This is a genomic window from Thermoproteus uzoniensis 768-20 (genome assembly GCF_000193375.1).
Classification (GTDB): Archaea; Thermoproteota; Thermoprotei; order Thermoproteales; family Thermoproteaceae; genus Thermoproteus; species Thermoproteus uzoniensis_A.
In genome coordinates this window covers 1731503-1750777 of sequence record NC_015315.1, presented here as the reverse complement: position 1 = coordinate 1750777, position 19275 = coordinate 1731503, and the positions used below count along the sequence as shown (strand labels likewise).

Genomic DNA, 19275 nt, shown 5'->3' with positions numbered 1-19275 from the left:
ATGTATTGCCTTGTTATGGCGTCGACAATTGGCGAATATAAGAGCGTTATTACGTGGAATACCGGATATATAGAGGTAAGAAAAGAAAATAGAGTCATCTATACGGCCGTCTTGAGGAACCTCGCCGTCGGCATGTACCGTATACTCAACTCGCTACAGGAGGCGAGCAGAGGGCTGGTGGGCATGAGGCTGGCTCTAACTGCCTGCGACGACTGGACGGCATACGTCGAGCCCAAGATCACCGGCGTCGGGTGGCTTGTGGACTACGGCCTCCGCACGGTGGTCGGGGCGAGGTGTTTGGACGGCCTATGCGTGTTGGCCCAGAGATGCGTAAGCCAAAACATATCGTATATAGATCACAGGAACTACGACGGGCCGTTGATATCCGCGGCACTTGGGTTCGGCCTAGCCGACTTCTAGCTTAAATAGAGCCCGGAACTTCTATGTCGCCGCGCTGGATCTGGACCAAGCTCACGTCTTTTTCCACTTTTTAAAAGACGCCTGCCCGGCCCCAGAACGCTGTCACGACGTAGCCCGGAAACCCCACGAAGGACGGCACGCCCAGAGGGCGGGGAGAGCTACCGCCCCATTCCGGACGCCGCAGAGGGGCGGCCGAGGCCCGGGCGCGACTTGATGAGAGGAGAACTGGCGATCCATAGAGAGGCGCCGCGCCGGAGCGTACTTGGTGGGGCGCGACGCGGCGCTCCCAGGCCGCGCGGAGGAGAAAAAAGGGGAGTATTGTTTCAAGAGGGGAAAAGAGGGGGTTAGGAGGTGGCGTTGACTACTATGAACGTTACGGTAAAGAGCGCGTGCAACCTCGCGTTAAGCAGTAATAAGTCCGGAGAGCTCCTCATCGTCATGTTGGCCAAGGCGGGCGAGGCGTAGACTATGAAGATAACTACTTGCTTTACCGATATGGGCTTGGGAAGCGGTATCGTGCAGTTGCCGGTACATCTGGCGGCGGGCCAGTCCAGCACCTCGTTAGTCTTCGGCACTATCTGCTCGAAGTACGGCCCGTTGACGTACGTCCCGTAGCGCACTGCTACGGGGACTCCGTTGTTGCAGACAAACGGCAACGTGATGTTGGGCGACATGAAGCGTATGAGGACGGGAAGCTCGACGACCGATCCATTGACGTCTCGGAAGTAAAGGAGGGCGTAGTAACCGCCGGTGGAGTTCGGCGTAATTCCCTCGTATGGTATGAGATAGTCGATAAGGCCCGGAGGAGCCGCACTGATAGACATCTCGCACTTGTCGGGATACCACACGGCTTGTAGGAACGCGACGTTGGGCTGAGTTGTTGTAACTGTAGACGTGACGGTCACCGTCTGTGTTGTCGTGACGGTCCGCGGAGACGCCGTGTTTGAAATCGCCCATCCTGCTATTATGCCGACGACGACCGCCACGGCCAGAAACAGACCCCTCCACCGCCAGCTCCACCAGTCTATCATGTCCTAAATTATTTGGGGGTTAAAAAAGAACTTAAAAGAAAAACAGGTTTTTTCAGATCCCTAAATACTGAACGATGTACCACCTACGCTACAGCCCATGATATCTTACCGCCGCTAATTGCTGCGGAGTTGTTATTGTTATAGTCGTCAATGACGCGGTGATCACACCGCTAGTGCCGCGATTGCTAGTGGAAGTATTGGTCTGCCCGCCGGTCGATCCGCCAGTCTGCTGAGGCGGCGAAGTCTGTGTAGTGGTGCCTGTCGTGGTAGTAGTGGTAGGCTGAGTGGTCTTAGTAGTGGATATCTGCTGAGGCGTCGTACCGCCGGTCCCTCCGCCGTTCTGCTTGGGCGTAGTGCCGCTGGTCCCGCCAGACCCGCCTCCTCCGCCACCTCAACCGCCTCCACTGGAACCTCCGTTGCCTCCACTGGTACAATATATAGTGAACGAATAGCTTCCTCCGTTCTGGATCGTCTGGGTCGATGGGCTGGGATGGCAGGACCGGCCTATTGGCTCATCCCATATCGAGATACTCACCGTATCGGTGGGGCCTGCTATTTGTAGAGTGAAGGAATCGGAACCGTAGCTTACGTAGGAATCCACTCTCGACGAGACCGCCCACTCGACACTGCCAGGCGCCGATACTGAAATGTGGACTTCATATTGTGGAGAGGAGAGACGGCCAGTTGTTCCACGCACTACTCGCTGACTAGGACAGTAAGGATGATCAAGCTCCGAGTTCTCTCAACTCCGGCTCACTGCCGTTGCACGAATTTTCTCGTGGCCGCCGCGGTCTAGCGGGAGGGTGGCGGACTGTGGTCCGCGGCCCCGGGTTCGAATCCCGGCGGCCTTCCGGTTTTTGAGCCGCAACCCGCCGAGGCGGCCGGAGAAACGGGCCGTTGATATCCGCGGCACTCGGGTTCGGCCTAGCCGACTTCTAGCTTAAATAGAGCTCAGGCTGTTGATCCGGTGATGTAAAGGTTTCCGGGGCGATAGGTGAACGCGCCGCGACTGCTGACTATACGAGCCCGGTGTCTTCTAAGGCTCTCTCGGCGGCCTCTCTGCTCAGCCCAGACTCGCCCAGTATCGTGTACCTGTCGGGCCTGAGCTTGTGGGCCATAGTCAGCGCCTGGACCGCTAGATCTCTATCCACGCCGGCCTCCTTCAATCTTGTGGGCAGGCCCGCCGACTTGACTACTTCCTTCAGCTTGCGCCAGTTCATGCCGTGTAGATACGCCATCACTATAGCTCCCAGCGCCACCAGCTCTCCGTGCACTATATCCCTCAAGCCGGCCTCCTCCGCGCGTAGTTCTATCGCGTGGGCGAAGAGGTGTTCGGAGCCGCTGCAAGGCCGTGAGGAGCCGGCTATGCCCATGGCGACTCCGCACCCGATCAAGGACTTGACCAACGTCCTCACGTCCTCTTCCCGTTTAAAGCCGCTTATCTTAGCCGCGTTCCTGGCCACTATCTCGTAGCTGGCTCTGGCCAAAATAGCGGCGTATTCGCTGTAGTCCTCGCCCTTGACTCTATGGGCCAGCGCCCAATCTCTGAGGGAGACCGCCTTGCCTAAAAGATCGCCTATCCCGGCCCTCAGAAGTCTCGGCGGCGCGCCCAGAATTATCTTGGTATCGGCCAGGATAGCTAGCGGCGATACCGCCACCTTGCCGTATTCGCTCAATTTTTTGTTCAACACATACGATATGTAGGGCGACGCTATCCCGTCGTGGCTGGCCGACGTGGGTATGATTACCAGGGGCTTTTTGCTGATATAGGCCACGACTTTGGCCAAATCAAGGGGCTTGCCTCCGCCGATGCCCACAACTATGTCTTGGTCGACCTTAAGTCTTAGATCCTCCTCGGAGAAGATGCGGAACTCGTACTCCAGCTGGGACAGTATAGATTCGGCTATCCGCCGCGACGTGGTGGGGCCCGTAATCACGGCGATTCTTCTAGCCCCAAGCCTTGCGAGGACTTCGCCCAGCTTTAGCGCTGCCCCCGGCCCGAATACTACGTACCTAGGTACCTCGAAGCTTTCAAGCTCCTTCACGTAGAACTTGCGCCAGGTCCTTGGCCGAGATAGCTCTTACATCTTTTATTGTAATAATATTCTTCTCTTTTACAATAGGTTTATTTACATAAATAACATTATTGGTTCTCAATATATTTATTAGCTCAGTAACGGGATAGACAGTGGCTCTAAGCCCCGAGAGCGCGCCGAGTTTTGCTAGATATGCTGGGACTACAAAAGGAGCCAGCACCGTCGCCCCGGCCTCTATAAATCCCTTCGTCATGTTGGCCAGCTGCTCCACGTCTATCGCCATCTCCGATTTCTTATTGGGAGGCTTCTTGTTAGTAACAAAATAATACATTTTATACCCACCTATCAAGATATATGTATCAAATGACTTTATCACTTGATCTATATTTTTTATATTTTTAAAGTCTATATCATAGTTAACGTTGACGTCTCTAGCGCCGACCGCCGTAGATAGGTCGTAGCCCTGCGAGGATAGGTAGGACTTCAACGTGGCGTATTCCCCCCTCACGTCGTCGATAACGTATATCAGCCCCTTGGCCATTGTGCCGCGTTGATACCGGATATTTAAAATTCTATCTCGGCCTACGCGAGGATAGTAGTAAGTTGACTATGTAGTCGGCAGCTATCTCGGCGTGTTCGAACGGTCTGGACTGAGGCCTCCCCCTGAAGTTGATTATGTGGACGGTGCACTCCGCCGCATTAGCCGCAGCGAACGCGTAGTATCTGTTGGCCATCTGGTGGAGCTCGATCTCCTCCTCGGTCTCCACGTCTCTGAACCTCGTGGGATCCCCTCTGCGCCTCTCCAGTATGTCCTTGGGGTCGTACTCGACCAGCACTATGGAGTCGGGCTTCAGTCTGGCCACAACCCTATCGGGGAGCCCGGGGTAGTATCCGCCCATCATCTTAATCGAGGCGTGGGTGTCCACTATGACGTCACCTGGCAGAGACGCTATGTAGTCGGCGGCCTCCTCCTGCACTTTCCTGTACTCCTCCACCGGTATCTTCCTACGCATGTCGTCTCTATTCTCTATGCCGTACTTCTTCCTGGATATCTCGAGCATGACGTCGCCGAAATTCACGATCTGGACGTCCGGCAACTTCTTCTTTACATAGCCCATAATAGTCGTTTTGCCGCTTCCGGGGACCGCGACTAGGATAATTCTCATCGGATACCGAAGAGACCCCTTCTTTTAAGTTTTACTTAGTAATTATGGATTTCAACAGAAGGAAAGCCTCTCTCGGCGACGGCGCAGACGTGATGGCCCTGCCTATAATCACCACGTCGATCTCCGTCCCGGCTATCTTCTCGAGCTCTTTCTGCCCTATCCCGCCAGCGACGGCGACCGACACGCCGAGGTGCTTTATCCTCAAGGCCTCCGCTATCAGTTGATCTACGGTCAACCCCCTCCTCCTCTGCACGTCGATGCCGAGGTGCAATATCACCATGTCCAACGTAACTCTGTCAAGTACCTCTCTAACTCTGTCGTAGGGGCTCGCCACCCCTATCGTGTCCAGCGCCGTCTTGAGGCCCAGCTCCTTGCCCCTCCGCGCGAACTCCTCTATCGTCTCGACGTTTGTCGCGGCCATGACGGTCGCCCAATCGGCGCCGGCCGCCTTCGCGAGCTCGGCCTCCAGAGCGCCCACGTCGGCCGTCTTGAGATCCGCGACCACCTCGGCCGAGGGACATGCGGATTTCAACAAGGCCACGGACCCCACGCCGAACGTCTTTATGAGAGGCGTGCCCGCCTCCAACAAGTCGGCGCCGGCGGCGCATAGATCCCTCGCCATGTGTACGGCCTTGAGCAGGTCCGTCAAGTCGAGGGCTATCTGGATCTTCATGTAGGAATTAAAAACCGCGGATATTACAGTTACGTGGCGTGCGGGAAGCCCAAGGACTACCAATACGGCGAGCACACAGCCGACGTCCTCGTGGTGGCCTACGGCTGCACCCTTGAGGAGGCCTTCAAGAACGCGGCGATAGCTACGGCGGATATAACCTACTACAGCGAGCGCGTAGCGCCGGTGGAGGAGAGGAAGATAGAGGTCGAGCACGACGATTTGGAGGGGTTGCTCTTCTCTTGGATCAGCGAAGTGTTGTACCTATTCGACGGGGAGAAATTCGCCGTGGCTAGGGATATCGAGCTGAAGATATCCGGCGAGGGGCCGTACAGACTTACGGCGTCTGTGAAAGGCGAGAGGTACGACATAGGTAGGCATGGGTTCAAGGGCCTTATAGTCAAGGCGATGACCTACAACATGATGGAGATAAGGCACGACGGTTTCTGGACCGTGCAGTTCGTCGTCGATATATGAGCTTCTACGACTTCCTCTGGCAGGCGGTCAAGAGGCCGGAGCTCCTCGCGGAATACGCGGAGCGCGTCGGCATGCGTATCGAAATTTATGGCGATGCCGACTTTTACGATAGGCTTAAACAAATCGCAATTTGGGCTGTAGAGATCCTCGAGAGAGAGGCCGCGCATATCGACGCGTCTATCCCGCAACTGAGGGAGAGGTGCCGCGACGTCGCCCGCTTTGTTGCAGAGGCGAGGATGGACCTAGAAGCTGTCGGGAGAGATGCCTCGGGCTTGAGGCAACCTAGGTGTTAGATAACCTCCAGCTCGTCCTCAGCCAGCGCTTGGGCCAACTTCCTCCTATCCTCGTCCCTAGGGATTAGGCGGAGCAACAAGATCCATATATTCAGCTTCACGCGCTTTGGCCCGTTGAAAGATATAACGTAAGGAGATAAAACAGAGGATACGCTATTTTGGCTGAAGTAGATTTTTAAGGCCGTCGCCAGGTTTGCGATGGCTATCGTTGAGGTAGCCAAGCCCTCTGTCGTCTTCAAAACAGATCTCAAATGCCCTAAATGCGGCTCCGATCTGACGTTCATAGAAGAGGGGGACAACGTGTGGCTTGGGTGTGATAGATGCGCCCTCTATATCAAAATAAGTAAAAGAGATGTAAGGCGTTATTGGAACTACGTATCGCGCAGGGTGCTCTGGCGCGATCTCCTCCAGGACCTCTACGGCCTATTCAAGGACGCCGCCTTGGGTTAATCCTCCCCTATCTTGTACTCGCGGCCGTGTCTGACTATGCGCAGCCTCGTCTTTAACGGGATCACGAAGCCGGCGTTCGTCAATATTCTGTAGAGCTCGTAGTCCCACAGCTCGTTGATCACCCCCTGTCTGTGCAGATCCACTATCTTTCTGAGGAGAGGCATGAGAGAGTCTCCGTACAGCTCCAGAGACGTCTTCAGAATTTCCTCAGCCCTTTCGCCCCTCAGCAAGCCTCTGACTATCCTTATCACGTCGTCGTTGGTAAGCGGCTTCTCCTCAGGCTTTTTCGACATCGCTTGTCTGATCGCCATCTCCAAAGCCTTTTTCTTGATAATGGTGTCTATCTCGTCCGACATATACCCCGCCGCGGCTCTCATTAATAAGTCTTTGACGTCTAGGTGAGGAAGATCTCGCCCAACACTACCGGCACAAACACGCCGAGTTTTGTCAGAATATCAGGCCGCACCTCGCCTACATAGCCGTCGACCTCGCCTTTAAGCTCGGCGCATCTTCCCTCAGCGCACCAGTACATGTGCCCGTTCTCCACTCTGCAATTGACGCCGAGCGCTATACATAACGATCTAAATACCGCAATGCCGTCGGTGATCGTGACGCCGTCGCCTCCTATAGCCGCGGCGACGGCTCTTCTGGTGAGCCCCTCCGCGACCACGTCGCCTATCTCGAACAGCTTAACCCTAGGTCTCTTTAGACCCGAGACCACGCTCAGCAGGCCGGGAAGCAACGAGCTTCTCACTGCGTCTAGGCGCTCCGATACGGGGTTCACAACCCTCGCGTACTTTAGACCGAACGCGTCGAGAAGCGCCGAGTGGGTCAAGACGCCGTTCATGACCTCCTGGAATCCCAACGACAGCAAGGCCCTTCGGGCATCCTCGGAGGAGATCTCCGATCTGTGCCTCCTTCCGGCCGTAATTATTGGAGGCGGCACTCTGGATATATTGCCGTAGCCCTTCATTATGGCTATATCCTCGGCTATATCGACCCAGCTAATTAGGTTGATCCTATAGGGAGCCACGAGCACGCTGTCGCCGCGCAGGTCGTGGCGCGCGCGGCGTAGTAGACTTCTGTATTCCTCGTCGCTCAGATCAATGCCCAGCATCTCGCCGACTTGTTTCCTATCCACGTATATCTCACGGCTTTCCAGCCTAGTCGGGTATACGCCGTTTATCTTGACCAGCTCCACCCTTCTGCTCTTGCTACGCTCCAATAGGCTGTAGACGAGTATAGACAAAATCTTCAACAACGGCTCCAGCTGCGGCCCCGTCACGTCGATGAGGACATCCCTAGTGCTTGGAGTGACCTTGCAACACTCGCTACCCAAGACGGGCACTACCACCATTATTTTGCCTTCGGAGTCCACGAGGGCCGGCGGGGCCTCCCTCTTTATGAGAGAGGCGTATTTCCTCCCCTTGTCTGTGACCTCGTACATCTCCCTCACCCTGATCTCTCTGTCGAATCCCAGCGGCGTATACTTATCCTCCTGCGATATTCTTCTGTAGAAAATAGGCGGCTTGATCTTCGATAGGTCGTAATACCCTATGGCGACCTTCTTCCTGTCGCGTCCGTAGGTGTCGTGGAGCTTCTCTTGCAACTGTATCATCTGGACTATCGCCTCGTCGTCGAGCGCCAAGTCTCTGACAACCGCCATAACTGCGTAGGGCCTCTCCTCTATGACCCCCTCGTACCTCAGCTCGATGGCTCCTTCCTCGACTTTGGCCTCCGGGAGGCCTTCCTCTATCCCTAGAATGCCCTTTAAAGTCCTCGCCAGGCCCTCCGCCGAGAAGTGGTCGGGCCTATCGTGCGTTATCTCTATCCTGAGCCTATCGCCTTCCCGCCCTTCTATTTCTCCCTTTACGTACTCAAGCGCGTTGAGGATCTGGGCCTCGGAGGCGCCCACAAGGCGCTGTAGATCCCACAACGATACGTCTATTACGGGCATATGCCACAGATAGAATCCTTATAAAACATATGCCCGTCGTAGGCTATGGGCAGAGAGCGCGCCGAGGAGTATTTCAAAAAGCTCGCCGAGGCTCTCGAGAAGAGATCCAGGCGTTTGACCGTGGAGTGGCGGCGCGACGAGGCCTTCGGCCAGATCCAGCTGGGCGAGGACTTCTACGTGTTCATAGTGCTGTCTTGGGCCGGCGATGAGTACTACATAGAGTACATGGTCGGCGACGAGAACGCCGTAGTGCAGGCCAGACACGTCGACATGCTCGACGAGGCCGTCTCGATAATCAAGGAAGCCCACGGCCTCGCGGCCAAGATGGGCTTAATATCGTAGGGTAGGAGAAGAGATTTAAACACCTCACTATCTGGCAAGCGATGTCTGCGCCTCAAGAGGCTGAGGCCGCACAACGCGGAAGGACCGGGTGGCCGCAACCGGCCGTGATCGCCCAAGAGGAGTGGGGCACGTTTAGGTACAGGGGCAAGACCCTCGACGATATCCTTTCTATGCCCATGGACGATTTCATAAAGCTACTGCCTGCCAGACAGAGGCGGAGCTTGCGGCGTGGGCTAAAACCTGAACACAGAAAACTGCTCGAGAAGGTGAGGAAGGCCCGCGCCTTGGCGGCGCAGGGCAAGAAAGTGACCATAAAAACGCATAGCAGAGACATGATAATCCTCCCCGAGATGGTCGGCCTAACCATCCAAGTCTACAACGGCATCACTTGGATACCTGTCTACATATCTCCCTGGCACGTAGGGCACTACCTCGGCGAGTTCGCCATAACGTGCAAGCCCGTACAGCACGGCGAGCCCGGACTCAAGGCCACGAAGTCGTCGTTGCACATAGCCGCTAAGTGATATGGCGGTCATCAAATTGCCCTCAAGGCCCCATATAGGCGACACGATAACCTTCCCCAACGGCGTGAAGGTGAGAGTTGCCGATATCGGTATTCCTTGGATCCAGCCTCCCGCCGCCGCGTGCGACGACCCGGAATGTCCCTGGCACGGCAATTTGAAGATAAGGACGAAGTTGCTGGAGGTCGAGGTGGAGAGCGTGAGGATGCACAAAGCCGCTGTGGTTATTCACGAGTGGATGCACTACGTCCCCAAGTACAAACGTTACGAGAGGAGGAGGAGAAAGCTCCACGTGAGGGTTCCCGAATGTATAGAGATCAAGCCGGGCGACAGAGTTATTATCGCCGAGACGAGGCCCTTGGCCAAGACGATCTCCTGGGTAGTTATAGGCAAGAAGGAGGATGTCGTCGAGTGGTCCGCCAAACGTGAAGTGTTGACGACTTGAGCCAAGTAATAGCGGACTCAAGGGAATATAGAACTGATGTTGTTAAGTATATAAAGGAGGCCGGTTGTCAAGTTGTACAGAAACAGCTCGAGATAGGCGACTATATAGCTGGTTATTTCTTATTTGAGCGGAAGAGCGCCCACGATTTCATATCTTCTATAGTAGATGGGCGGCTGTTCGACCAAGCAACTCGCCTCCTCTCAAGCGGCCAGAGGCCGGTGATCATAATAGAGGGCGATCTGTGGAGGGCGGCCGATATGCGCGAGGTCCATCAAAACGCCATACTAGGCGCCGAGCTAGCTATAGCGAGGATGGGCGTAGGTATATTGTATACTCGCTCGCCCGAGCAGACCGGCCATGCCATATGTCTGGCCGCTAGACAGGCCGAAAGGGAAGATAGAGGAATCCGGATCCCGCACATTAAAGGCACCGATTTAAGGAAGCTACAGATAGAGTTCCTCTCGTCGTTGCCAGGCGTGGGGATCAAAACAGCAGAACAACTGCTTAAAAAATACGGAAGCCCGCTCAAGGCGATCCAGAACTATAGATCTTGGCCTCTCCCGGATAAGGCTCTTGCAAAAATAAGGAGAGTGTTGGAGGGTCTACAGGAGGACAACGAGACGGATCTCTCTGCGTTCTTCTAGTCAATCCAACGCCATTCTCCACTCAATGCCCAAATCCCTCGGCAAAGGCCCGCATTCTGGAGGCGGCGCCTCCAATATCTGTCTCATACTTAACGCGAGCGGCGTCGGCCTCCTATTCTCGTCTATCAAGGCGAAGAACGGCTTGTATCCGAGGCCCCACTCGTAGCCGTGCAGAAAAGACCACCAAATAACGGCCACCGGCTCTATTTTCCGAAATACACGCGCCATCTCGCACAGATAGGCCGATCTAATGCGCTCATTGCGGGTGGCTATCCCGTACTCCGTCACGGCTATTCTCGGCGCCTTTAACTCAAGAAGCGCCTCTGGCTCTAAGAGGCTCCTAAAGTCCCCGAGCGAAACCTCTGTGACTACATAAAAGTTAATCGCCGCAACGTCCATCTCCTTCGCCAAATCCAATGTGGAGGGACTTAGCTTGGTGAATACCCACTTCAGGGGCTTTAGATGGGGCTTAGCCCTATACTTCCTGTAGGGGTGCGTAAACGACGCAGGGACGCCGTAGCTCTTGGCGAGATCTCTAGCGGCTAGTATCGCCTCCCTTATGTTGCCGAACGCCCTCGCGGCGTGTTTATATGCGAAGAATCCGTACGGCGGCAAATCTCCTTTTAAATAGGCTAGATATACATATATTTCTGGCTCATTAAATATTAGTAAAAATTTTATGTATTTTTTAAAATTTTTTAAAATTAAATCTATATAATTTAAATAGGATTTAATTATGTTTTTAGATTCCCACCCTCCCTCCTTCCAGATCCATCTAGGATTTGTAAAGTGATGGGCCGTCAGCCATATCTCGAGACCGGCGCTCTTTATATAGTCTAGATATTTTTCGAAGAAATTAAGCCATGTCGCGTTATATTTTCCCCTTACTGGCTCGAGCAACGCCCACTCTATACCTGTCCTGAACGAGTCTAGCCCTATCTTCTTGGCCAGGAGTATATCCTTTTCGAAGAACTGGATATGTCTGGCCCCTATTTCGTCTGGTAGATCGCAACCGCATATGCCGAAATGTTGATACGGCGATATGGCGGCCCCTATCCTCATCTGAGCACTAATACGCTAGTGGGGGCCGAAAGAGCTATGGCGGTAGATACGGAGTTGTACAGTAGGGCCTCAATACCTGTGCGCCCCCTCGACTCGACGATTACCAAATCGTATAGTCCCCTCTTTATCTCCTCAAGTATTGCGGACGCCACAGTCTCCCCCTCCTTGAGACGCTCTATTTTGAGCTCGTATACTATATCATTTGCATATTTTGATAGTAGTTGATTTATTTCTTTAGTTTTATCTATATTATCTATTATATATAGAAATACTATATGAGATCCATATCTAGTATAGAAGTCCTTCGCGACCTCTATGGCTATCTGCGACCTCTCGTCGGGGGTTATAGGGACTAGGACTTTCCTGAATCTGTAGGCGAGTTTGTATGAGGGCTCGTCAACCATATCTCTTTCCATGCGCGATTATGCCCAACGCTTTATCAGTTTTCTCTATCGAGGTCCATTTATCCGCCAACCTCCCCACTGCCCTTATTGCGTCTATGTTCTCGGGCACCACTACGGCTTCTTGATGGACTCCGTACATTAGATAAAGCTCGCGCCCGTTTACGGTTACGGAGTCCGAGATGACGGCGACTTCCCAAATATCGCCGCGCGGCCTGCCCATATCCCTAGCCCATTCTACTATCTGCGCGAGGCTGTTGTACCCCGCCTTCACGTCGAAGAGCAGAATTCTGGGCGTAGACGCCAGCGCGTCTATTACCCTCTCCCTACTCGGCGTGTCGTCGAGCTCTATGTAAGCCATGTGCATATGCATTATGGTGACCGGCACCGCCACAGCCACTGTGACTATGTCCACGTCGCCGAGCACCGTCTTGGCGTCGGGGCCGTGGTGGCTCGGTATCGTGGCCGGGTTGGGCACAACGTCGTTTATGGGGCCCTTCTTGTACTCCCTCGGGTCTGCCCCCCTCCTCGCTATGAAGATCCTGGCCTTCCTGATGCCGAGCCCGTTCAGCCTAAGGGCCGACAACACCCTCGATATCCCGGTGGTGTTGCAGCTGACCACCCTCACGAACCTCTTGCCCACGGCGCTCTCGAAATTTGCCAATGCGTTGAAGCTGACCTCCGCCACGTCGGCCTCCTCGCCCCCCTGGAATATAGCCGGCCTCCCCGCCTTTACGTAGAGGCCCTTGTTCTCCGCCCCGACGCCGTCGGGCGTGGCGTCCACCACGATGTCGGCCTCCGATATTAAGTCGGCCAAGCCGCCCCAGACCTCTACGCCGGCCTTACGGAAATTCTCGCGCCGGTCGTCGGGCGCGTATATCCTGTAGCCCCTCCGCGCCGCCAGAATTGCGCCGTAGTCGGGCGTCGTCTTGAACACGCCGACCAGCTTCATGTCGTCTTGCGCCGCAACGGCGTCAGCCACTCTTTTGCCTATGGTGCCGTAGCCGACTACGGCGACTTTCATAGCCAGAACTTCTCGGCCGATTTAACCAACGCGTTGACAGCAGGCAATTCCTCCGACAGCGCCATCAAGAAGGCGCGGCCTCCCGTAGATACGTGGAAGATCTTGTCGAGGACTCCTGCCTTCTCGGCGGACAGTATTGTGTGGCCCCCTCCTATAATCGCCTTACGCCTGCTAGCGGCCTCCAAGACGCGGCGCGTGCCGGCGAAGAAATCGGGCTCCTCTATTTTGCCCATGGGCCCCGTCACTACTACGTATTCGTAGTCGTTTATTATCTCTGCGAACTTGGCGGCCGTGGCGTTGCCTATATCGCCCGGGACTTCGTCTAGGTTGGATAGGCTCAGCTCGCCGGTCCTAGACCTGAAGTCCTCCGGCAATACGATGAAGTCTCCGTAGGTTTCCAACAACATCCTAGCCTTCTCCACCTCGGACAGCAAGCCCATGCCCTCGAGGAACTGCCTTACAGACGGTCCCACGCGCGATTTGGCAGAGGCCATGACGACGGACACAAGGCCGCCGACGAGCACCTTATCTGCGAGACCTTTGTCTAACACCTCCTTTATCGCTCTAAGGGACTCCGGCACCTTGGCGCCGCCGACAACGATCAGCGTGAGCTTCCTGTTGCGCCAGATCTCTGAGAGGGCGGTTAACTCTCTTTCCATCACGTAGCCCATACACGAGGGCATGACCATGGGGAAGCCCACTACGCTGGGCTGCGACCTGTGCGCCACGGCGAATCCGTCGAACACGAAATAGTCGGCGTGGGGCGCCAACTTCCTCACAAGCCAGGTATTCGCTTGTTTTTCCGGCGGCCCCTCAACGACCTCCTCCGATAACATTCTCACGTTCTCCAGCATCAAGATCTCTCCATCTTTCATATTATCTATTTTATTTAATGCATATGGACCTATTATATCTTCGATAAATAATATAGTTTTATTAACATATTTTTCTAATATATTTTTATGAATCTCAAGACTTGTGAAGTCATCTTGACCGGGACGGCCTTGGTGAGCCAAAACGACAACTCGCGCCCCGGCGTCGGAAAGGATAGATATCGTTTTTGCATGAGCCTTTAGCCTATAATCATCAAGTATCTTGTTATTTTTTATTGGAGAATTTATATCTATTCTTACAATTATTCTCTTGCTTGGTTTAGCACACCTAGATATGTTCGGTATAACTGATAAAGCATGTTCTAACATGAATGATCAAGAAAATCAGTTGTTATAAGCTTTACCATAACACTCACTATATATACTATATATAGCAACTTTAAAAGACTCCGCCTCTCGCCGACCATGGACCGCTATCGAAAATACAAGGAGGGACTACTACAGGTCGGCGATGCGTTACGGAGGCACGGCGTGGAGTTTGTCCTCGTAGGCTCTGCTATACTGCCTCTAGTTTATAATATCGATTTAGATCCTGTAGATCTTGATTTATTTATAATTAATAAATCAACAATATTAGATTATGAATTATTTGAAAAAATAGCACAAGAGAATGAGTGGGATATAGGAACTACGGACCACGGCACCATATACTACGAACTCGTCGTATCTGGCGAATTACTTAAAATAGATCTATTAGAAAATATATTAGATATATATATTCCTCCTCAAATTATTGAAAATTCTCTTACTATTAAAATTGATAATTTTAATATAAGAAGCATAAGGCTAGAAGATCTTCTAGTCCTAAAGGCAAAGATGGCTACCAAGGATGCGGAGGATTTCATCGCCAATATCGCGCGCATGTTGGCTGATCCAAAATATAATATATCTATAAATAAATCATATATTAAAAATATAATTGATTTATTTATTTCTGAAAAAGAAAACATTATTGATCGATTAAATAAAAATGGTATATATATTGAGTAAGAAGTTAGCTACCTCCGAGTATCAGCTGTTTCGCCGCATTAACTAGCTGACTTAACAGGGTATTCGTCTCGTTTCTGAAGCCGAGAATGCCGCTAAGCGCTCCTTTAATCATGCCTGTAACTGTCAGCGCAAACGCCACGAATATCCCTATGGCCAGAAACAGCAACAACGTCTCCTCGACGAATAGGGACCCTCTCCTTTTCATGACCTATCTATTGGTTAAAAGCTACTGTAATGTTGGATCAGAGCTGTTTGTAGGAGGGTCTCTGGGAAAGAAGCCTCGGCATATATAACGGCCTCCTCGGGAAGCCCGAGATCTCCTTCTCCACAACTTCCACGAGATCTTGTCTCGACATTTGTACTTGTCCTTTGCCCCTAATCCTAACAGTAAGCATGTTCGAGGAAGCCTCTTTCTGACCTATGACTATTATATACGGGATCCACTCCCGCTCTGCGTCACGTATCTTCCTCGAAAGGGTTTCCTCTCTATCATCTATATCGACCCTTATGCCCCTCCTCTCCAACTCGTCGGCGAGATCAGACGCCGGGCGAAGATATTCCCGGTTGACCGGAATTATGCGCACTTGTACCGGCGTTATCCAGGTAGGCAATCTCGGGACTTCTCCGCGTTTCTCCATCAAAGCCGCCGTATCGAACAATGCAAAAATATATCGCTCGACGCTACCAAGAATAGCCGTATGTATTATAACAGGATACTTTACTTTATTTTCTTCATCTATATATTTTATACCAAATCTCATTGCATTTCCGACATCTATCTGGAATGTAGCAATCTCGCGCGGTCTGCCCAGCTCGTCAATGATATGGAACTCCACATTAAGAACCCAATAATATTTTTGTTCAGGTAATATACGTAATAATATAGGCTTTCCCTCTCTTTTTGCAAGTTCAACTAAGTAATCTTTATGCCCCTTATAAAATTCCGCCGTTATATTATATAATGATACATAATCTCTATTTATTTTTCTTATTTCTTCAAATATTTTTTCATGTAACTTATATGTGACCTCTATTGCCTCATTTAAGTTCTTTGTAAATATATGTAGATCTGGCATGTAGAATCTCCTAAGTCTGAAAAGCAACACCGTCTCGCCCGGCTGTTCATACCTATAGGAGTCGGCTATCTCCAACATTCCGAAGGGCAGATTTCTGTAGCTTATTACCCAGTCTTTGGCCATGGCGAACTGTTGGAAACATGCCGCGTAGCGCAGTATGGAGTCGACGTCGGTCTCCACTATATAGAGCCTTTCGCCGAACAGCTTGGCGTGAGTCTCTATGGGCTTTTCGCTCAGCTTGAACATATTGGTCCCTCTTATTTTGAATATCGGTATCCCCAAAGATCTGGCGACTTGAAACGCGTAGTCCTCGACCAGCTCCATCATAATCGTCGCGTCTGGGCCGTACCTCATATGGCCGATATCGGACATGGGCTCCCAGTCGAAGGTAAATCTCTTTACATATTCTATATACTTCGGCTCTCCGCCCGGCAACTCCTTCCTGAAAACCTCCTTCTCTACTAGGGCCTTTAGATCGGGATATTTATCAAGCGGGAACTGTACAGGATCGTACTCGTCTCCATCCGGAGTTAGTATCAAGTAAACATCCTGTTGCTTAGCCTGTTGCGTTGACGGCCTCGGCGTAGCCTCCGGCGTGTAGGATCTACTAAGCTCCGACAAGGGGTGGCCGAGACACTTTAGCTCAAATTCCTTGTAGTATCCGAAAGGCGCCTTCAACACGCTAAACCCCTGGGCAGTAGCTGAGACGATGTTGTATACTTTACTAAGAATTTCTTTAGATAAATAGGGACGTGCTAATTTTGATGATAAATGTGCATATGGATATATAACTATAGAGCTGGCTTTCACCCTCCTCGCAACGTCTACAATATCCTCCGCCACTCTTGATAGGTATCCGTCATCAAGCACGTCGCCTTCCTCAACAGTGATGAAAGCCACCAAGGCGTTTTTGGCCTCGCCGGAATTGGGCTCATCTCTTATCTCGCCTGCAGGTTCCTTAGGCTCCCACCGAAACGACTCGGCGTGTATCAACAAGACTCGCATCGATGAAGATTAGCCACCTATATTTAGCAATTCACGTATTACGCCACTCAGCTCCTTATTAAAAACAAAAGGCTTAAATACGGGTACCATCCGCGCAGACAGCAATGCAAACAACGCAAATCGCGCGGGGTAGCGTCCCGGTGATAGGGAAGCACTACTACGGCGAGGCTTATGGAATAGATCCCGAACTTCTCTCCGACGAGGAGAGACTGCGACGTATAGTTATGAGGGCCGCCGAGCTAGCCAACATGCACTTGGTAGAGGTCAACAGCTGGAAGTTTAAAGGCGGAGATAAGGAGGGCGTCTCGGTGATCGCGCTAGTGCTCGAGAGCCACATAGCAGTCCATACGTGGCCGACATACAGATACGCCACTATAGACGTCTATACCTGCGGCGAGCAGTCGGATCCTCTCACCGCTTTTAGGTATATAATAAGCCAATTAAAACCGAAAAGATATACTATAAACTATTCAGATAGATCGTATAAATATCCCAAATAATCTTTATCTTTTTACAGAGATATTTTTAGCACCTCTTCGAGGAAGATAGGTAGCTATGTATTCCCGTATCCTATCTAAATTCTGCCTCTCGGCTATCCACGTGCCTTTTTTCCACTTAACAACTAAATTTTTAGATTCTAATACGTTCATATATTTATAAATATACCAAGAACATCTTCTATCTACACCACAAATTCTATCTATTTTTATAGTAACTGCTGTTCCTTTCTCGCCGACATTGTTTATATATGTCAATAGCGCGTTTAAGAACTCGCTCTTCACAACTATTCCTCCTCTTTTTATCCAACTTATCTTTACTAATATTCTATATTCTTTTATATTTTTAATAGTAAATTATTTTTATAATAAATAAATTATTAATTATTGTATAAAATATTATTACTATCTTTTATTGGGGAAAGATATTTATACGGATATTCGAAAAGCGCACATGCTGTTTCCGTATTTCATATGGTTTGACCCAATCTACTGGATCACGATGTTGCTGGGGTATGTTTTGATGTTAGTTCTCGCGTCGACGTTGGCGCCTAAATTAGCGCGTAAATTCAGCGGACGTTTTTCCCTATACGTCTCTATGGCAATACTGGCCTTCGTCTTGATCTCCGTGACCGCGGCATCCATATGGGCGGCCTTATACGTGGGCGGTTATGCAACAATATATTCCATTCCATTTATAATATTATTTGTATTAATAATGAATTTGTTTACATATTTAATATCGCCATTTATAATAGATCTCACATATGGAGCTAGAGAGGATCCAGAGCTTCAAGCCGTGGTAGACGCCGTAGCCTCTAGGCTGGGTATCGGCGGCCGTATAAAGGCCGTGTTAGTCGACGGGCCTCCCAACGCGTTCTCCTACGGCAACTTCATAACCGGCAGGCGGGTGGCCGTCACGAGATCCCTCTACGGCATGTTGAGCCGCGACGAGCTCGAGGCGGTTATAGGCCACGAGATAGGCCACCATCTACATAAGGACAACCTAGTGATGTTGTTCTTCGGCCTATTCCCCTCCGTGTTGTATTACTTGGGATACAGCCTTATTTGGCAAGGATTCTTGGGCGGTGGGGAGAGGAGGGATAATCCCGGAACCGCCATGGCGTTGGTGGGCCTCGCGCTCGTCGCCGTGTCGTTCATAGAGCAACTACTGGTTTTGGCCTTTAGTAGGATGAGGGAGTATTACGCCGACTATGTGGGCGCCCGCGCAGCGGGAAGATGGCCCATGCAGAAGGCCCTTGCAAAGATCCACTTGTATTATGAGGGCGGCGGAGGGGAGGCCTTAGGCGATAGCAAGTTAAAGGCCTTATTCATCTACGCGTTTACGGCCGCCTACGCCAATCCCTTCAGGGAGGTCACCCCCGACGTCGTCAATAGGCTAAAGCGTGTGGAGGTCGGCGGGGTGCAGGAGATCTTGTCGGACCACCCGCCGGTTCCTAAGCGCCTTAAATTCCTCGACACTGTAGAGGTCTAGGGCTCGGCCTCTAGGAACTTCAAGAGATTTTTCATCTCGTTTACGGCGACTCTATAGGATCTAAGACCCTCCTCGCTGACCACATACACCTTTCTGCCCGACTCCTCCCTCTCGGCCAGGACCCCGTCCGCTACCATCCTCTTGAGGAGGACGTACCCATATACGTTGCTTATGTTAAATCCCAAGGCCCTCAGGCGGGATATTATGCCGTATCCGTGGAGGGGGCCCTCCTTCAACAATATCGCCACGGTGTAGAGCCATAGATTGCCCTTGCCTATACAGTTCCGGAATCTCAGATACGCCCTGGTCGGCATTTGGCTGTCGTGTAGGCGAGTTTAAATACTTATGCTTACAGAATAGTTTATTAACAGATCTGTTTA

Annotated in this window: 26 protein-coding genes; 11 read left to right on the top strand and 15 right to left on the bottom strand. The window is 51.8% G+C overall.

Annotated elements, in window-relative coordinates:
• The first annotated feature begins 15 nt into the window (after positions 1-15).
• Positions 16-420 carry a hypothetical protein gene (locus TUZN_RS09825; protein WP_013680813.1) on the top strand — a complete coding sequence of 135 codons (405 nt, stop codon included), beginning with the start codon at positions 16-18 and terminating at the stop codon, positions 418-420.
• A 344-nt stretch (positions 421-764) separates the two neighbouring features.
• Here TUZN_RS09825 and TUZN_RS09820 read toward each other — a convergent pair whose 3' ends face one another.
• The 5 genes from TUZN_RS09820 to TUZN_RS09800 form a co-directional block, all read right to left on the bottom strand.
• Complete coding sequence (locus tag TUZN_RS09820; RefSeq protein ID WP_013680812.1) at positions 765-1451, bottom strand: hypothetical protein; 687 nt, start codon at positions 1449-1451, stop codon at positions 765-767.
• Positions 1452-2467: 1016 nt separating this feature from the next.
• A complete protein-coding gene (locus TUZN_RS09815) occupies positions 2468-3496 on the bottom strand; it encodes a sn-glycerol-1-phosphate dehydrogenase (protein ID WP_013680811.1) in 1029 nt (342 codons plus the stop codon).
• Entirely contained in the window at positions 3483-4028 is a 546-nt protein-coding gene (locus TUZN_RS09810) for a DJ-1/PfpI family protein (RefSeq protein WP_013680810.1), read from the bottom strand. The genes TUZN_RS09815 and TUZN_RS09810 overlap by 14 nt, the downstream gene beginning before the upstream one ends.
• 31 nt (positions 4029-4059) lie before the next feature.
• Positions 4060-4653 (bottom strand): adenylate kinase, encoded by a 594-nt coding sequence (locus tag TUZN_RS09805; protein ID WP_013680809.1) that lies wholly within the window; start codon positions 4651-4653, stop codon positions 4060-4062.
• A 31-nt stretch (positions 4654-4684) separates the two neighbouring features.
• Positions 4685-5326, bottom strand: coding sequence for an orotidine 5'-phosphate decarboxylase / HUMPS family protein (locus TUZN_RS09800; RefSeq protein ID WP_013680808.1), 642 nt, complete (start codon positions 5324-5326; stop codon positions 4685-4687).
• 33 nt (positions 5327-5359) lie between these two features.
• Here TUZN_RS09800 and TUZN_RS09795 point away from each other — a divergent pair, with 33 nt between their 5' ends.
• The 3 genes from TUZN_RS09795 to TUZN_RS09785 all read left to right on the top strand — a co-directional run bounded on the left by TUZN_RS09795 (position 5360) and on the right by TUZN_RS09785 (position 6543).
• Positions 5360-5800: an archease gene (locus TUZN_RS09795; RefSeq protein WP_013680807.1), complete on the top strand. Its 441-nt coding sequence runs from the start codon at positions 5360-5362 to the stop codon at positions 5798-5800.
• A complete protein-coding gene (locus tag TUZN_RS09790) occupies positions 5797-6093 on the top strand; it encodes a hypothetical protein (protein ID WP_013680806.1) in 297 nt (98 codons plus the stop codon). Before TUZN_RS09795 ends, TUZN_RS09790 begins: the two co-directional genes overlap by 4 nt.
• A 198-nt stretch (positions 6094-6291) precedes the next feature.
• Positions 6292-6543, top strand: a complete 252-nt coding sequence (locus TUZN_RS09785; protein ID WP_013680805.1) for a hypothetical protein — start codon at positions 6292-6294, stop codon at positions 6541-6543.
• Here TUZN_RS09785 and TUZN_RS09780 read toward each other — a convergent pair.
• Entirely contained in the window at positions 6540-6899 is a 360-nt protein-coding gene (locus TUZN_RS09780) for a hypothetical protein (RefSeq protein ID WP_052886240.1), read from the bottom strand. The genes TUZN_RS09785 and TUZN_RS09780 overlap by 4 nt on opposite strands.
• A gap of 38 nt (positions 6900-6937) precedes the next feature.
• Positions 6938-8500, bottom strand: coding sequence for a phenylalanine--tRNA ligase subunit beta (gene pheT / locus TUZN_RS09775; RefSeq protein WP_013680803.1), 1563 nt, complete (start codon positions 8498-8500; stop codon positions 6938-6940).
• A gap of 45 nt (positions 8501-8545) precedes the next feature.
• Here pheT and TUZN_RS09770 point away from each other — a divergent pair, with 45 nt between their 5' ends.
• Genes TUZN_RS09770 through TUZN_RS09755 form a run of 4 tightly spaced genes read left to right on the top strand, consistent with a single transcriptional unit; the run spans position 8546 to position 10452 of the window.
• Positions 8546-8842 (top strand): hypothetical protein, encoded by a 297-nt coding sequence (locus TUZN_RS09770; protein WP_013680802.1) that lies wholly within the window; start codon positions 8546-8548, stop codon positions 8840-8842.
• Positions 8843-8883: 41 nt separating this feature from the next.
• Positions 8884-9366 carry a 30S ribosomal protein S19 gene (locus tag TUZN_RS09765; RefSeq protein WP_052886239.1) on the top strand — a complete coding sequence of 161 codons (483 nt, stop codon included), beginning with the start codon at positions 8884-8886 and terminating at the stop codon, positions 9364-9366.
• A 1-nt stretch (position 9367) separates the two neighbouring features.
• The gene (locus tag TUZN_RS09760; protein ID WP_013680800.1) at positions 9368-9808 is read left to right on the top strand and encodes a 30S ribosomal protein S17; all 441 of its coding nucleotides are present in this window, start codon (positions 9368-9370) and stop codon (positions 9806-9808) included.
• Positions 9805-10452, top strand: coding sequence for an ERCC4 domain-containing protein (locus TUZN_RS09755; RefSeq protein ID WP_013680799.1), 648 nt, complete (start codon positions 9805-9807; stop codon positions 10450-10452). The genes TUZN_RS09760 and TUZN_RS09755 overlap by 4 nt, the downstream gene beginning before the upstream one ends.
• Here the strand turns inward: TUZN_RS09755 and TUZN_RS09750 are convergent, their stop codons facing one another.
• Genes TUZN_RS09750 through TUZN_RS09735 form a run of 4 tightly spaced genes read right to left on the bottom strand, consistent with a single transcriptional unit; the run spans position 10453 to position 14141 of the window.
• Positions 10453-11514 carry a family 1 glycosylhydrolase gene (locus TUZN_RS09750; protein WP_013680798.1) on the bottom strand — a complete coding sequence of 354 codons (1062 nt, stop codon included), beginning with the start codon at positions 11512-11514 and terminating at the stop codon, positions 10453-10455.
• Positions 11511-11930 carry a universal stress protein gene (locus TUZN_RS09745; protein ID WP_013680797.1) on the bottom strand — a complete coding sequence of 140 codons (420 nt, stop codon included), beginning with the start codon at positions 11928-11930 and terminating at the stop codon, positions 11511-11513. The genes TUZN_RS09750 and TUZN_RS09745 overlap by 4 nt, the downstream gene beginning before the upstream one ends.
• Positions 11911-12939: a type II glyceraldehyde-3-phosphate dehydrogenase gene (locus TUZN_RS09740; protein WP_013680796.1), complete on the bottom strand. Its 1029-nt coding sequence runs from the start codon at positions 12937-12939 to the stop codon at positions 11911-11913. The genes TUZN_RS09745 and TUZN_RS09740 overlap by 20 nt, the downstream gene beginning before the upstream one ends.
• Entirely contained in the window at positions 12936-14141 is a 1206-nt protein-coding gene (locus tag TUZN_RS09735; protein ID WP_013680795.1) for a phosphoglycerate kinase, read from the bottom strand. Before TUZN_RS09735 ends, TUZN_RS09740 begins: the two co-directional genes overlap by 4 nt.
• A gap of 96 nt (positions 14142-14237) precedes the next feature.
• Here TUZN_RS09735 and TUZN_RS09730 point away from each other — a divergent pair, with 96 nt between their 5' ends.
• Complete coding sequence (locus TUZN_RS09730) at positions 14238-14822, top strand: nucleotidyltransferase (RefSeq protein ID WP_013680794.1); 585 nt, start codon at positions 14238-14240, stop codon at positions 14820-14822.
• A gap of 4 nt (positions 14823-14826) precedes the next feature.
• On the opposite strand, the gene TUZN_RS09725 is transcribed toward TUZN_RS09730, so the two are convergent.
• Positions 14827-15027: a hypothetical protein gene (locus TUZN_RS09725; RefSeq protein ID WP_013680793.1), complete on the bottom strand. Its 201-nt coding sequence runs from the start codon at positions 15025-15027 to the stop codon at positions 14827-14829.
• Between the two features lie 37 nt (positions 15028-15064).
• Positions 15065-16903 carry a threonine--tRNA ligase gene (locus TUZN_RS09720; protein ID WP_013680792.1) on the bottom strand — a complete coding sequence of 613 codons (1839 nt, stop codon included), beginning with the start codon at positions 16901-16903 and terminating at the stop codon, positions 15065-15067.
• A 104-nt stretch (positions 16904-17007) separates the two neighbouring features.
• Between TUZN_RS09720 and speD the strand changes: the two genes are divergently transcribed.
• Positions 17008-17403 carry an adenosylmethionine decarboxylase gene (speD, locus tag TUZN_RS09715; protein WP_052886238.1) on the top strand — a complete coding sequence of 132 codons (396 nt, stop codon included), beginning with the start codon at positions 17008-17010 and terminating at the stop codon, positions 17401-17403.
• A 3-nt stretch (positions 17404-17406) separates the two neighbouring features.
• Here speD and TUZN_RS11115 read toward each other — a convergent pair whose 3' ends face one another.
• Positions 17407-17685 carry a hypothetical protein gene (locus tag TUZN_RS11115; RefSeq protein ID WP_013680790.1) on the bottom strand — a complete coding sequence of 93 codons (279 nt, stop codon included), beginning with the start codon at positions 17683-17685 and terminating at the stop codon, positions 17407-17409.
• A 169-nt stretch (positions 17686-17854) separates the two neighbouring features.
• On the opposite strand from TUZN_RS11115, the gene TUZN_RS09710 reads away from it, so the two are divergent.
• Positions 17855-18895 (top strand): zinc metalloprotease HtpX, encoded by a 1041-nt coding sequence (locus tag TUZN_RS09710; RefSeq protein WP_013680789.1) that lies wholly within the window; start codon positions 17855-17857, stop codon positions 18893-18895.
• On the opposite strand, the gene TUZN_RS09705 is transcribed toward TUZN_RS09710, so the two are convergent.
• Positions 18892-19209, bottom strand: coding sequence for a PadR family transcriptional regulator (locus TUZN_RS09705; protein WP_013680788.1), 318 nt, complete (start codon positions 19207-19209; stop codon positions 18892-18894). The two genes, TUZN_RS09710 and TUZN_RS09705, sit on opposite strands and share 4 nt — an antisense overlap.
• Between the last annotated feature and the right edge of the window lie 66 nt (positions 19210-19275).

Excerpts from the sequence above, each read along its gene's own strand:
- TUZN_RS09825 (WP_013680813.1), top strand. The coding sequence starts at position 16 with ATGGCGTCGACAATTGGCGAATATAAGAGCGTTATTACGTGGAATACC.
- TUZN_RS09820 (WP_013680812.1), bottom strand. The coding sequence starts at position 1,451 with ATGATAGACTGGTGGAGCTGGCGGTGGAGGGGTCTGTTTCTGGCCGTG.
- TUZN_RS09810 (WP_013680810.1), bottom strand. The coding sequence starts at position 4,028 with ATGGCCAAGGGGCTGATATACGTTATCGACGACGTGAGGGGGGAATAC.
- TUZN_RS09805 (WP_013680809.1), bottom strand. The coding sequence starts at position 4,653 with ATGAGAATTATCCTAGTCGCGGTCCCCGGAAGCGGCAAAACGACTATT.
- TUZN_RS09800 (WP_013680808.1), bottom strand. The coding sequence starts at position 5,326 with ATGAAGATCCAGATAGCCCTCGACTTGACGGACCTGCTCAAGGCCGTA.
- TUZN_RS09790 (WP_013680806.1), top strand. The coding sequence starts at position 5,797 with ATGAGCTTCTACGACTTCCTCTGGCAGGCGGTCAAGAGGCCGGAGCTC.
- TUZN_RS09785 (WP_013680805.1), top strand. The coding sequence starts at position 6,292 with ATGGCTATCGTTGAGGTAGCCAAGCCCTCTGTCGTCTTCAAAACAGAT.
- TUZN_RS09780 (WP_052886240.1), bottom strand. The coding sequence starts at position 6,899 with ATGTCGGACGAGATAGACACCATTATCAAGAAAAAGGCTTTGGAGATG.
- pheT (WP_013680803.1), bottom strand. The coding sequence starts at position 8,500 with ATGCCCGTAATAGACGTATCGTTGTGGGATCTACAGCGCCTTGTGGGC.
- TUZN_RS09770 (WP_013680802.1), top strand. The coding sequence starts at position 8,546 with ATGGGCAGAGAGCGCGCCGAGGAGTATTTCAAAAAGCTCGCCGAGGCT.
- TUZN_RS09765 (WP_052886239.1), top strand. The coding sequence starts at position 8,884 with ATGTCTGCGCCTCAAGAGGCTGAGGCCGCACAACGCGGAAGGACCGGG.
- TUZN_RS09760 (WP_013680800.1), top strand. The coding sequence starts at position 9,368 with ATGGCGGTCATCAAATTGCCCTCAAGGCCCCATATAGGCGACACGATA.
- TUZN_RS09750 (WP_013680798.1), bottom strand. The coding sequence starts at position 11,514 with ATGAGGATAGGGGCCGCCATATCGCCGTATCAACATTTCGGCATATGC.
- TUZN_RS09745 (WP_013680797.1), bottom strand. The coding sequence starts at position 11,930 with ATGGAAAGAGATATGGTTGACGAGCCCTCATACAAACTCGCCTACAGA.
- TUZN_RS09740 (WP_013680796.1), bottom strand. The coding sequence starts at position 12,939 with ATGAAAGTCGCCGTAGTCGGCTACGGCACCATAGGCAAAAGAGTGGCT.
- TUZN_RS09735 (WP_013680795.1), bottom strand. The coding sequence starts at position 14,141 with ATGTTAGAACATGCTTTATCAGTTATACCGAACATATCTAGGTGTGCT.
- TUZN_RS09730 (WP_013680794.1), top strand. The coding sequence starts at position 14,238 with ATGGACCGCTATCGAAAATACAAGGAGGGACTACTACAGGTCGGCGAT.
- TUZN_RS09725 (WP_013680793.1), bottom strand. The coding sequence starts at position 15,027 with ATGAAAAGGAGAGGGTCCCTATTCGTCGAGGAGACGTTGTTGCTGTTT.
- TUZN_RS09720 (WP_013680792.1), bottom strand. The coding sequence starts at position 16,903 with ATGCGAGTCTTGTTGATACACGCCGAGTCGTTTCGGTGGGAGCCTAAG.
- speD (WP_052886238.1), top strand. The coding sequence starts at position 17,008 with ATGCAAACAACGCAAATCGCGCGGGGTAGCGTCCCGGTGATAGGGAAG.
- TUZN_RS09710 (WP_013680789.1), top strand. The coding sequence starts at position 17,855 with ATGCTGTTTCCGTATTTCATATGGTTTGACCCAATCTACTGGATCACG.
- TUZN_RS09705 (WP_013680788.1), bottom strand. The coding sequence starts at position 19,209 with ATGCCGACCAGGGCGTATCTGAGATTCCGGAACTGTATAGGCAAGGGC.